The 12,439-nt window shown below is 63.4% G+C and carries 10 protein-coding genes; 6 read left to right on the forward strand and 4 right to left on the reverse strand.

The window, feature by feature from the left end; translation table 11 throughout:
- Nucleotides 1-53 precede the first annotated feature (53 nt).
- Nucleotides 54-1,130, reverse strand: a complete 1,077-nt coding sequence (locus EN990_RS11120; RefSeq protein WP_127368375.1) for an FAD-binding oxidoreductase — start codon at nucleotides 1,128-1,130, stop codon at nucleotides 54-56.
- A gap of 121 nt (nucleotides 1,131-1,251) precedes the next feature.
- On the opposite strand from EN990_RS11120, the gene EN990_RS11125 reads away from it, so the two are divergent.
- The 3 genes from EN990_RS11125 (at nucleotide 1,252) to EN990_RS11135 (ending at nucleotide 4,467) form a co-directional block, all read left to right on the forward strand.
- The gene (locus tag EN990_RS11125) at nucleotides 1,252-1,848 is read left to right on the forward strand and encodes a TetR/AcrR family transcriptional regulator (RefSeq protein WP_127368374.1); all 597 of its coding nucleotides are present in this window, start codon (nucleotides 1,252-1,254) and stop codon (nucleotides 1,846-1,848) included.
- On the forward strand, nucleotides 1,845-2,774 hold the full coding sequence (locus EN990_RS11130; RefSeq protein WP_127368373.1) for a haloalkane dehalogenase: 930 nt from the start codon (nucleotides 1,845-1,847) through the stop codon (nucleotides 2,772-2,774). The genes EN990_RS11125 and EN990_RS11130 overlap by 4 nt, the downstream gene beginning before the upstream one ends.
- Before the next feature lie 100 nt (nucleotides 2,775-2,874).
- On the forward strand, nucleotides 2,875-4,467 hold the full coding sequence (locus EN990_RS11135) for a peptide chain release factor 3 (RefSeq protein WP_063171116.1): 1,593 nt from the start codon (nucleotides 2,875-2,877) through the stop codon (nucleotides 4,465-4,467).
- 75 nt (nucleotides 4,468-4,542) lie between these two features.
- On the opposite strand, the gene EN990_RS11140 is transcribed toward EN990_RS11135, so the two are convergent.
- Nucleotides 4,543-5,013 (reverse strand): VOC family protein, encoded by a 471-nt coding sequence (locus EN990_RS11140; RefSeq protein WP_027163762.1) that lies wholly within the window; start codon nucleotides 5,011-5,013, stop codon nucleotides 4,543-4,545.
- Between the two features lie 253 nt (nucleotides 5,014-5,266).
- Between EN990_RS11140 and ilvD the strand changes: the two genes are divergently transcribed.
- Nucleotides 5,267-7,111 (forward strand): dihydroxy-acid dehydratase, encoded by a 1,845-nt coding sequence (gene ilvD, locus EN990_RS11145; protein ID WP_063171117.1) that lies wholly within the window; start codon nucleotides 5,267-5,269, stop codon nucleotides 7,109-7,111.
- Nucleotides 7,112-7,269: 158 nt separating this feature from the next.
- On the opposite strand, the gene EN990_RS11150 is transcribed toward ilvD, so the two are convergent.
- Nucleotides 7,270-9,024, reverse strand: coding sequence for an ABC transporter ATP-binding protein (locus EN990_RS11150; RefSeq protein ID WP_027161839.1), 1,755 nt, complete (start codon nucleotides 9,022-9,024; stop codon nucleotides 7,270-7,272).
- A 169-nt stretch (nucleotides 9,025-9,193) separates the two neighbouring features.
- Between EN990_RS11150 and EN990_RS11155 the strand changes: the two genes are divergently transcribed.
- Entirely contained in the window at nucleotides 9,194-10,474 is a 1,281-nt protein-coding gene (locus EN990_RS11155; protein WP_127368372.1) for an amidohydrolase family protein, read from the forward strand.
- Between the two features lie 105 nt (nucleotides 10,475-10,579).
- Entirely contained in the window at nucleotides 10,580-11,503 is a 924-nt protein-coding gene (locus tag EN990_RS11160) for a DMT family transporter (RefSeq protein ID WP_013528034.1), read from the forward strand.
- A 7-nt stretch (nucleotides 11,504-11,510) separates the two neighbouring features.
- Here the strand turns inward: EN990_RS11160 and EN990_RS11165 are convergent, their stop codons facing one another.
- Nucleotides 11,511-12,413 carry a phosphotransferase family protein gene (locus tag EN990_RS11165; RefSeq protein ID WP_027161837.1) on the reverse strand — a complete coding sequence of 301 codons (903 nt, stop codon included), beginning with the start codon at nucleotides 12,411-12,413 and terminating at the stop codon, nucleotides 11,511-11,513.
- Between the last annotated feature and the right edge of the window lie 26 nt (nucleotides 12,414-12,439).

Below are 12,439 nucleotides of genomic sequence, written 5' to 3' on the forward strand. Positions count from 1 at the left end.
GCCGTAGGGCGTTAACCTATACAGACATCGGCCGACGCTGCCGTCCGTCCGGGTTATTGAGCAAACCGTCCCAACCCGTAAGGCGCGAGCAGCGGATCGCGCTCGCCATCAAGGATTTCGCGAGCGGCAAACAGGCCGACGGCCGGCGCCAGCGTGATGCCGGAATGCATGACGCTGACATAGACGCCGTCCATGCCCTCGGCGCGGCCGATGATCGGAAAACCGTCGATCGGCGTCGGCCGGTAACCGACCGTGTGGAAATCGAGCGCCAGCCCGTCTCCGCCGCGCAGGCTGGCTTTCAGGACCGCGAACAGTTCGCTGGCGGTGGCTTGCGCATCCATGCCGGGGTCGGCGCCGCCGAAATCGGAACCGGCGATGATACGGCCCTCGGCGGTCTGGCGCATATGCAGCCGCTCGGCCAGCACCAGTCCGTTCAGCAGTTTCTCGTAGGGCCGCGAGTGGACGATCAGGCCAGGTGGCGTCTCGAGCGGCAGATTTATGCCGGCGGTGGCGGCAATGCCCGCCGAGCCGACGCCGGCCGCGATCAACACCTCGTCGGTGGCAAGCAGCCCATGCGATGTGTCGACGCCCGAAATCCTGCCGCCTGTCTGGACAAGCGCCGTCACCGTGCTGGAGATGATCCGCGCGCCGCGTCGTTCGGCATCGGCCAGCAGCGCCTTCGTTGCCGCGACCGGCTCGGCAACGCCCTCTTCGGCGACATGCAAAGCGACGTCCGGGAGTTCGGTGAGATTAGGCTCTATACGGGCCGCGCCGGCGCGGTCGACGCGCTCGATGCCGTAGCCCCAGGCCGAATGCTGCGCGGTATAGGCTTCCATGTCGGCCGCCGATAGATCCCAGCACAGGCCGCCGCACCAGTTGAGCGGCAGGCCGGGCACGTCCCGCGCCAGCCGCGACCATTCGGCCATGGCGCGGGTGCGCAGCCGGAAATAGGGCTCCGGATTGCCCCAGGTGGCATTGATCCAGGCAAAGGAGTTCGGCGTGGCGACCCCACCGGCGGCGCTGTCGGCGGCGATAACCGTCACCTGTGCGCCTGCCCTGGTCAGGTGCCAGGCCATGGAAGCACCGATGATGCCGGCGCCGATGACGATCACTTGTTTCACGGCAGCCATGTTCGCTCCTCAAACTCGCCACCCCCTGAGGGACACTCTTCCAGTGCCACCCCCGCTTGCCAACATCGGCAACGCAAATTATTCGGCTTGACATCAATACGTACGTACGTATTATATCGGTATGGCCAGACAATCACTCCGCGAAAACCTCCTTGACGCCGGGTTCCGGACCATCTGGAATTCCGGCTATACCGCCGCCGGTGTGCGCGACATCGTTGCCGCCGCCGACGCCCGGCCCGGCTCGTTCACCAACCATTTTGCCTCCAAGGAGGAGTTTGCCGGGGAGGTGCTGGACCGCTATTTCGCCTATGTCGGCACGTTGGTCGAGAAAGCCTTGGCGCAGGACGGCACGCCGCCCATCGGCCGGCTGAGGCGCTACGTCGATGTCATCACCTCGAAGCTTGAGGCGCATGATTGGGCACGCGGCTGCATGATAGGCAATCTCAGCCTCGAGACCGCGGTCCACAGCGAGCCGCTGCGCCTGCAACTCGTCGACATCTTCGAACGCTGGCGCCAGCCCTTCGCCGCCTGCATCGCCGAAGGCCAGGCAGCCGGCGACATCTCCAAGACCTTCGAGGCCGAGGACCTTGCCGACTTCCTGCTGTCGTCTTGGCAGGGCGCCATGCTGCGCATGAAGGTTGAACGTAGCCCCGCGCCGCTCGAGCGGTTCAAGAAAATCATCTTCAGCACAGTTTTTGCAAAGGAGCCGACCCCATGAGTTCGAAAGCCAACATTTCTCAAGCTGGCGTCGCTGCACCGAGACGCTCGCAGATCGCCGTGCTCGATTCGACCATGTCCTATGTCGAGACGGGAGCGTCCGGCCCCACCGTTCTGTTCCTGCATGGCAATCCGACCTCATCCCACATCTGGCGCAACATCATCCCGCATGTCGCGCCGCTCGGTCGCTGCATCGCGCCCGACCTGATCGGCTACGGCCAATCCGGCAAGCCCGATATCGATTATCGCTTCTTCGATCACGTCCGCTATCTCGACGCCTTCCTGGACGTGCTCGACATCCAGGAAGTGGTGTTGGTCGCGCAGGACTGGGGCACGGCCCTGGCTTTCCATCTCGCGGCGCGGCGACCGCAACGCGTGCTCGGCCTTGCCTTCATGGAATTCATCCGACCCTTCGAGCGCTGGGAGGATTTTCATCAGCGCCCGCAAGCCCGCGAAATGTTCAAGGCGCTGCGCACGCCGGGTGTCGGCGAGAAGCTGGTCCTGGAAGACAATGTCTTCGTCGAAAAAGTGTTGCCGGCCTCGGTGCTGCGTACACTGAGCGATGAGGAGATGGCCGTCTACCGGGCGCCGTTCCCGACACCGCAATCGCGAAAGCCGGTGTTGCGCCTGCCTCGGGAATTGCCGATCGAGGGCCAGCCCGCCGACGTTGCCGCCATCAGCGAACATGATCATCGCGCACTTCGGCTCTCCACCTATCCGAAACTGCTGTTTGCGGGCGATCCCGGCGCGCTGATTGCGCCGCAGGCCGCACGCGAATTCGCCGCCGGGCTGAAGAACTGCCGGTTCATCAATCTCGGACCCGGTGCGCACTATCTGCAAGAAGACCATGCCGACGCGATAGGCGGCACCATTGCCGGCTGGCTCCCCGAGGTCGTTCAGGCGAGCCGCACGGCCGAATTGGCCTGAAGCAAGCCATGGCTTCCGGCGGCTTCCCTGCCGCCGGACCGGTCGACAGGCCCGGACTGCGCTGCTAGAAGCCCGGCCTGTCACACGGAAATCCCAGAGAATGCCCGAAGCAATAGAAGAAGAAGTGGCGCGCCGCCGCACCTTCGCGATCATCGCGCACCCGGACGCCGGCAAGACCACGCTCACCGAAAAGCTGCTGCTGTTCGGCGGCGCCATCCAGCTTGCCGGCGAGGTCAAGGCCAAGAAGGACAAGATCCAGACGCGGTCGGACTGGATGAAGATCGAGCGTGAGCGCGGCATTTCGGTCGTCACTTCGGTGATGACCTTCGAGTATGAGGACAATGTCTTCAACCTGCTCGACACGCCCGGCCACGAGGATTTCGCAGACGACACCTATCGCACGCTATCGGCGGTCGACTCGGCCGTCATGGTCATCGATGCCGCCAAGGGCATCGAGCCGCGCACGCTGAAGCTTTTCGAAGTCTGCCGGCTACGCGACATCCCGATCATCACCTTCGTCAACAAGATGGATCGCGAAAGCCGCGATCCGTTCGAGATCCTCGATGAGATCGAGCAGAAGCTGGCGCTGGATACGGCGCCGATCACCTGGCCGATCGGCCGGGGCAAGAATTTTTCCGGCACCTACCATCTGGCGCTGAACGCCGTGCGCAGGGGCGACGACGAGAAGGAGCGCACGCCGGTCAACGGTCCCGATTCCAACCGCGTCGCCGGCCTTTTGCCGGAGAACGAGCGCGAGGCCTTCATCGAGGAGCTGGAGCTGGCGCGGGAAGCATGCAGACCCCTTGATATAGAAGCCTTCCGCGAGGGTCACCTGACGCCGGTCTATTTCGGCTCGGCGCTGCGCAATTATGGCGTGCGCGACCTGATCGAGGCGCTCGGCGCTTTTGGACCGCCGCCGCGTGCTCAAGAGGCCGACACCCGCAAGGTCGAGGCGACCGAAGAGAAGATGACGTCCTTCGTCTTCAAGATCCAGGCCAACATGGATCCCAACCACCGCGACCGCATAGCCTTCGTCCGCGTCTGTTCGGGCAAGCTCGAGCGCGGCATGAAGGCCAAGCTGGTACGCACGGGAAAACCGATGTCGCTGTCGGCGCCGCAGTTCTTCTTTGCCCGCACACGCGTCACCGCCGACGAGGCCTTTGCCGGCGACGTCGTCGGCATTCCCAACCACGGCACGCTGCGTATTGGCGATACGCTGACCGAGGGCGAGGAAATCCTGTTCCGCGGCGTTCCGAATTTTGCCCCGGAAATCCTGCGCCGTGTCCGCCTCGGCGACGCGATGAAGGCCAAAAAGCTGAAGGAAGCGCTACACCAGATGGCAGAGGAGGGCGTCGTGCAGCTGTTTTCGCCCGAGGACGGCTCACCGGCCATCGTCGGTGTCGTCGGCGCGCTGCAACTCGACGTCCTGAAGGAACGGCTGAACTTCGAATACACCCTGCCGGTCGAATTCGAGATGTCGCGCTTTTCCGTGTGCCGCTGGATCTCGGCCGACGACAAGGCCGAGGTCCTGCGTTTCATCGAGGCGCATCGCGGCGACATCGCCCGCGACCTCGACAACGACCCGGTGTTCCTCGCCCAGCACGCCTTCTCGCTGAACTACGAAGCGGAGCGCTGGAAGGCGATCGAGTTTGCCACGATCAAGGACTATCAGGTCCGCGACAGAGCGGCGTAAGTCGCGCTTTTTCCTTCTCCCCGTTCACGGGGAGAAGGTGCCCGAAGGGCGGATGAGGGGCGGCGCGACCCTCGACTATCCTCTGGCAGCTTCCTCTATCTTGGCGATGTCGATCTTGCTCATCTGCATCATCGCCGACATTACGCGGCCGGCCTTGGCCCGGTCCGGATCCAGGAGCAGGCGCGGCAGCTGCTCCGGCACAACCTGCCAGGAGACGCCGAATTTATCCTTCAGCCAACTGCATTGCGATGGTTGGCCGCCACCTTCGATGAGCTTGTCCCAGAAGTAATCCACCTCTTCCTGCGTCTTGCAGTCGATCGACTGCGACATCGCTTCGCTGTGCTTGAACTGCGGTCCACCATTGAGCGCCTGGAACTGCACGCCGTCGAGTTCAAACGTGGTCACCAGCACTTTGCCTTCATCGGCGTGGCCTTTGGGCCAGCGCATCACGCTCAGCACCTTCGAATTCTTGAAGATGGAGACGTAGAAATTCATGGCCTCTTCGGCCTGGCCATCGAACCACAGGCAGGTGGTGATCTTTTGCATGTCGTGCTCCTCGTGCTGTTTCGGTCGCTGTTCCTGTGAAACGGCTGACTCCGAACATGGTGCCATCTCCTTGCCGTCTGCCCAAGGACGGACATGCAGCGCGCCATCCGACAGTGCCACGCATTTTTTTGAGAGAATCTGGCGCATTGCAAAATTGTGGCCAGACCATACTTGCGCGTCTATAACGCCTGCGGTCCGAATTCAGCTCCGCCGCGCCAACCCCTGGGCTGCGGCCAGCCACCAAGGAAAAAACATGCCTGCCTATCGTTCCCGCACCACCACCCATGGCCGCAACATGGCCGGCGCTCGCGGCCTCTGGCGCGCCACCGGCATGAAGGACTCGGATTTCGGCAAGCCGATCATTGCGGTGGTCAACTCCTTCACCCAGTTCGTGCCGGGCCATGTTCATCTGAAGGATCTCGGCCAATTGGTCGCGCGCGAGATCGAAAAGGCCGGCGGCGTTGCCAAGGAATTCAACACCATCGCCGTCGATGACGGCATCGCCATGGGCCATGACGGCATGCTCTATTCGCTCCCGTCGCGCGAGCTGATCGCCGATTCCGTCGAATACATGGTCAACGCGCATTGCGCCGACGCCATGGTCTGCATCTCCAATTGCGACAAGATCACGCCCGGCATGCTGATGGCCTCGTTGCGCCTCAACATCCCGACCGTCTTCGTCTCCGGCGGTCCGATGGAAGCCGGCAAGGTGGTGCTCGCCGGCAAGACGCAGGCGCTCGACCTGGTCGATGCCATGGTCGCGGCCGCCGACGACAAGATCTCCGATGAGGACGTCAAGGTCATCGAGCGCTCGGCCTGCCCGACCTGCGGCTCCTGCTCGGGCATGTTCACCGCCAATTCGATGAATTGTTTGACCGAGGCGCTTGGCCTGTCGCTGCCCGGCAACGGCTCGACATTGGCGACGCATGCCGACCGCAAGCGTCTGTTCGTCGAGGCCGGCCACCTGATCGTCGATCTCGCCCAGCGCTATTACGAGCAGGACGACGAAACCGCACTGCCGCGCAACATCGCCTCGAAGGGCGCTTTCGAGAACGCCATGACGCTCGACATCGCCATGGGCGGTTCGACCAACACCGTGTTGCATATCCTGGCTGCGGCGCATGAGGGCGAGATCGATTTCGATCAGGACGACATCGACGCGCTGTCGCGCAAGGTGCCGGTGCTGTGCAAGGTGGCGCCCGCCAAGTCCGACGTCCACATGGAAGACGTCCACCGCGCCGGCGGCATCATGGCCATCCTCGGCCAGCTCGACAATGCCGGCCTGCTCAACCGCGACCTGCCGACGGTGCATACGTCAACCCTGGGCGAAGCGCTCGACCATTGGGATATTTCCCGCACGACCAGCCAGAGCGTGCGCGATTTCTTCCTCGCCGCCCCTGGCGGCGTGCCGACACAGGTCGCCTTCAGCCAGGAGCGCCGCTGGGACGAGCTCGATCTCGACCGCGAGAAAGGCGTTATCCGCTCGACCGAACATCCCTTTTCCAAGGATGGCGGCCTTGCCGTGCTGAAGGGCAATCTGGCGCTCGACGGCTGCATCGTGAAGACGGCGGGCGTCGATGAATCGATCCTGAAATTCACCGGCCCGGCCCGCGTGTTCGAAAGCCAGGATTCCAGCGTCAAGGCGATCCTGTCCAATGAGATCAAGGCCGGCGATGTCGTCGTCATCCGCTATGAAGGACCGCGCGGCGGCCCCGGCATGCAGGAAATGCTCTACCCGACAAGCTATCTGAAGTCGAAGGGCCTCGGCAAGGCCTGCGCTCTGGTCACTGACGGCCGCTTCTCCGGCGGCACCTCGGGCCTGTCGATCGGCCATGCGTCGCCGGAAGCTGCCGAAGGCGGTTTGATCGGACTGGTGCAGGAGGGCGATACGATCGAGATCGACATCCCGAACCGCAGCATCCGCCTGGCTGTCGATGAGGCGGAACTCGTTGCGCGACGGGCGGCGATGGAAGCCAAGGGCGCCATGGCCTGGAAGCCGGAGGAAAAGCGCAAGCGCAAGGTGACGACCGCCTTGCGCGCCTATGCCGCCATGGCCACCAGCGCGGCCAAGGGCGCGGTGAGGTTTGTGCCGGAATAAGGTTCGCGCCCAGGCCCCCTCATCCGGCCGCTACGCGGCCACCTTCTCCCCGCTGGGGAGAAGAGGCTGGCGCCGGCCCTGACGATCTCTTCTCCCCTCGGGGAGAAGGTGGCCCGAAGGGCCGGATGAGGGGGCTGGCTCCAATATCCGGAACACCATCACGGCATCAACTGATACTCATAGAGCTTCTGGTAAAGCCCGCCCTGCTTGAGCAAGGTCTTGTGCGGGCCGCTTTCCACCACCTTGCCGGCTTCGAGCACCACGATTGTGTCGGCCTGGTGCACGGTCGACAGACGGTGCGCGATGACGATCGTCGTGCGGCCTTCCGTCAATTGCTGCAGCGCGTCGCGGAACAGCGCTTCCGATTCGGCGTCGAGCGCACTGGTCGCTTCGTCCAGCAGCAGGATCTCCGCATTGCGCAGCATGGCGCGTGCGATCGAGATCCGTTGGCGCTGGCCGCCCGACAGTAGGCCGCCATTCTCGCCGACATCCGTCTCGTAGCCTTTCGCCTGCGCGCTGATGAAGTCATGCGCGTTGGCCGCCTTGGCGGCGGCGATCACCTCATCGTCGGTCGCACCCTCGCGCCCAAGCCGGATGTTGTGCATGATGGTGCCGGCAAACAGGAACGTATCCTGGCTGACATAGGCGATCTTTTCCCGCAGCGATGCGAGCGTCGCATGGGAAATATCCTGACCGTCGAACAGCACCCTGCCGCTCTGCGGATCATACATGCGCATGATCAGGTTTAGAATCGTCGACTTGCCGCCGCCGGAAGGCCCGACCAGCGCCGTCATCTTGCCGGGCGCAAGCGTCAGATCGAACCTGTCCAGCACCGGCGGCCCTTTCTGATAAGCGAAGTCGACGGCGTCGAACCGGATCTCGCCCGGTCCGGCCAGAAGCGGCTTCGCGTCCGGCTTCTCGACCAGAGTGAGCGGCTGGTCGGCGAGCTCGAACATCATACGCACGCCGACAATGCCGCTTTCCAGCGATATACGCACGCGTGCAAGGCGCTTTGCCGGCTCATAGGCAAACAGGAGTGCCCCGATGAAGGCCATGATGTTTCCCGGCATCTGGCCGCCCTGCAAGACCAGGAAGCCGCTGACGAAGATGGCCCCGGCAATTGCCAGCCCGGCCAGCGTCTCCATCACCGGGCTTGTCGCAGCCTCCAGCGTCGCGATGTTATTGGCCCGGTTCTCGACGTCCGACACGGCCTTGTACATGCGGTTGCGCATCGCGCCTTCGAGGTTGAAGGATTTGACGACGCGCACGCCGATTGCCGTTTCCTGCATCACCTGCACGATCTGGCCGACCGAGCGAAACTCCATCGCGGCGAACTTGCGAACACGTTTCAGGATGCGGTTGACCCCGTAGATAGCCAAGGGGCCGACGACGAAGCAGATTATAGACAAGGCTGGCTGCTGCCAGACCATGACTCCTACCAGGACGACCAGCGACAACAGATCGCGCACATAGGACGTGACAACGAGGTCGAGCACGTTGCGTGCCGCCTGCGCATTGTTGGTCATGCGTGTGATCAGGTCGGACGACGAGGTCGAATGGTAGAATTCGATGCCTTGCGCCAGGATGCGGTCGTAGATCTTGCGCTGGCGGTCGGCGATGATGGCGTTGCCGACACGGCTCATGAAATAGGCCTGAATGAAGTTGGCGAGGCCCTTGAGGATGAAGATCGTGGCGACCCCGCCCGCAATCAGGTTGACCCGGTCAATCCGCTTGAAGACTACGAATTCGTCGGTGATCTCTTTGAGAATCCAGGCGCTGGCGCCGGTCGTGGCGGCCACCACAAGCATCGACAAGATCGCGGCGCCGTAGCCAAACCTGTGCTGATAAAAGGATTCCCGGATCAACCTCGCGACGAGGCGCTGGTTTTCCGTCGAGCGGAAGAAACGAAACAAACGGCGGATCCTTGAAACCGGGACAACGAAGGCGGCTTATAGAGGGAGTTGCGGCCGGATGAAACCATCCGCGGCCGCCGCGGACAAATCGCTGTTGCAAGCGGCATCGACGGGATGCGATTTTCAGCCTCGGCTATATCAGATGATTCTTTTGACGGGATGACGACGGATGGATTTCGACCTTATCGTTCGCGGCGGCACACTGCCTGATGGCAGGGTTGCCGACATCGGCATCAACGGTGAGACGATCGCGGCGATCGAGCCCGTTCTCCAGGGTTCCGCGCGGACGAAGGTCGACGCCCATGGCAATCTGGTCTCGCCGCCCTTCGTCGATCCGCATTTCCACATGGACGCGACGCTCTCCTACGGCATTCCGCGCATCAACGCGTCGGGTACGCTGCTCGAAGGCATTTCGCTGTGGGGCGAGTTGAAGCCGCTTTTGACGCATGAGGCGGTGCGTGATCGCGCGCTGGCCTATTGCGACTGGGCGGTGTCGATGGGCCTGCTCGCCATCCGCACCCATGTCGATGTCTGCGATGACCGCCTGCTGGCGGTCGAGGCGCTGCTCGAGGTCAAGAAGACGGTCGCTCCCTACATCGATCTGCAATTGGTCGCCTTCCCGCAGGACGGGTTTTATCGCTCTCCATCGGCGCGTGAAAACACCATCCGCGCGCTCGACATGGGCGTCGACATCGTCGGCGGCATCCCGCATTTCGAGCGCACCATGGCCGACGGCACGCGCTCGGTAACGGAGCTGTGCGAGATCGCGGCCAGCCGCGGCCTGATGGTCGACCTGCATTGCGACGAGACCGATGATCCGCTGTCGCGCCATATCGAGCAGTTGGCCTATGAAACGCAGCGTCTTGGTCTGCAGGGCAAGGTCGCCGGTTCGCACCTCACCTCGATGCATTCGATGGACAATTACTACGTCTCGAAGCTGCTGCCGCTGATCGCCGAGGCCGGCGTCTCGGTCATTCCCAATCCGCTGATCAACATCATGCTGCAGGGCCGCCACGACACCTTCCCGAAGCGCCGCGGCCTTACCCGGGTCAAGGAGATGCTGGCGCTCGGCATTCGCGTCGGTTGGGGCCAGGATTGCGTGCTCGATCCCTGGTATTCGCTGGGCACCGCCGACATGCTCGATGTCGCCTTCATGGGTCTGCACGTCGCTCAGATGTCGAGCCCGGCAGAGATGGCGCGCTGCTTCGACATGGTCACCAACGTCAATGCCGCGATCATGGGCCTCGATCATCTCGGCCTGGCGGTCGGCAAGCGCGCCAGCCTGGTCGTCCTCGATGCCGGCAATCCGGTCGAAGCCCTGCGGCTGCGCGCCGAGCGCCTGTGCGTCATCGCCAGGGGCAAGGTGGTGGCGGAGCGGACGAAGCAGGAAACCAGGCTGTCCATCGGCGGAAGGCCGGGAATGGTGAACCGGCGGCACATATCCAGCTAGATACAGCCGATTCCCGGCGCTGGTCTTACCCATTGCCCGAATTCTCCTCGTCAAGGCAGCCACTTCCGTCTACGACGCGGCTACCAGGGAGGAATCGGGATCGGCATGACGCAGCCCGTGGCGCAGAATTCGACGATCAGGAATGTGCTTTTGGCCGGCATTCTGCTGATGCTGGCCGGCGATTTCCTGTTTGCGCTGAACGACGCCATGGGCAAATGGCTGGTCGCCAGCTTCTCCGTCGGCCAGGTGGTGCTGATCCGCTCCATCGGCGCCTTCTTCGTGCTCGGCCCGATGATCGCCAACCAGGGCCCGGCCAAGCTGTTTCGCATGGAACGCCTGGAGCTGCAGCTGCTGCGGGTGGTGATGACCACGCTCGACACCGCGCTCTTCTATGCCGCCGTGGTCTATCTGCCGCTGGCCGATGTGATGAGTTTCTACATGGCGGGGCCGATCTACGTCGCGGCACTCTCGCACCTCTTGCTTGGCGAAAAGGTCGGCTGGCGCCGCTGGATGGCGATCCTGCTCGGCTTCTGCGGTGTGCTGATCATGCTGAAACCGTCCTCGGCGGCGTTCTCGCTGTCATCAGGCTTTGCGCTGGTGGGCAGTATCTCCTTCGCCTTCGCCATCATCCTCAACCGCCGCCTGCGTGGCACCAGCGACACCAATCTGGTGACATGGCAGACCATCGGCACACTGCTGGTCGGCGGCGTGCTGAGCATCGGCGCCTGGCAGACGCCGTCGGCGCTCGATCTCGGCGCCATGCTGCTGCTCGGCATCGTCTCCTGCGGCGCCCATCTGATGATCACCAGGGCGCTCAAGCTGGCGCCGGCCTCAACGCTGGCGCCGCTGCATTACACGCTGCTGCTGTGGGCGGTGGTGTTCGGACTGGTGTTCTTCGGCGACGTTCCCGGTCCGCGCATCCTGATCGGCTCGGGCATTGTCGTTCTCGCCGGCCTGTTCATCTTCCACCGCCAGAAAGTGGTCGAGACCACGGTGCCGCCCGAAAACGTGCCGAAGGGCGTGAATTAGTCCAGGCTCACCCCCGGCGGATCGCCGCCAGATGCCGTGAAAACTCGGACGTCTCCATCAGCGCCTTGCAGCGCGCGAACCGCCCGTCGGCATAGGCGCGAAAATCATCGACCGGGTTGTTGTTGGCGAGCTGGATCAGCCCCCACAGCGTCCACAACAGGTCGCACATCGCCTTGTAGATGACGATGCGGCCGCGCTCCGCCGGCCTCGCCTCGCCGCCGAAATAGGCGCGCATCATCTCTTCGTCTTGCGCCAGATCGAATTTACCTTCCACGGAGAGGTCGCCAAGGTCCCAGAGCGGGTCGTTCATGCCCGAATATTCCCAGTCGACGATCCACATCCGCTCGCCGGTGTCGAGGAAGTTTTCGCACAGCGGATCGCAATGACAGGCGACGAGAGGCAGCGGATGGGCGGCCAGCGCCGACCGCACGCTCTCGGCGTCGCGCACCACGTCATGATAGCCGGCGGGCAAGGCGATCTCCTTGGTGGACAGCACCTTGAGATAGTCGTCGATCATCGCAAACAGCTCGAAGCGGAAGGGAAACACCGCGCCTGAATTGTGCAGCTTGCGAAAGGCCTCGCCGGCGCGGGCTGGACTGCCCGGCCGAACCTTGAATTTCTCCTCCGACATGGTTTCGGCGCCGGCGATGTAGCGTGTCACCATCAACCCGGTGCCGGCATCGACATGCAGCACCTCGGGACTGACCCCTGCTTTTGCCGCTTCGCGTGCGGCCACCGCTTCGTTGGCCCGGTTGATGTATTCCTCGGTGCCCTTGCCAGGAATGCGCAGGCAGAAGTCGCCGGCCTTGAAGACGAGATTGGTGAGGCCGCCCAGCCGTTCCAGCGGCCCGCTGTAGCCGGCCAGCATGGGAATGGCGTCCAGTGCCGCACGCGCCTCGTCTGTAATCATGCCTGCGCCCCCACACACTGTTATTT

Source organism: Mesorhizobium sp. M7A.F.Ca.US.005.03.1.1 (genome assembly GCF_003997975.1).
Taxonomy (GTDB): domain Bacteria; phylum Pseudomonadota; class Alphaproteobacteria; order Rhizobiales; family Rhizobiaceae; genus Mesorhizobium; species Mesorhizobium ciceri.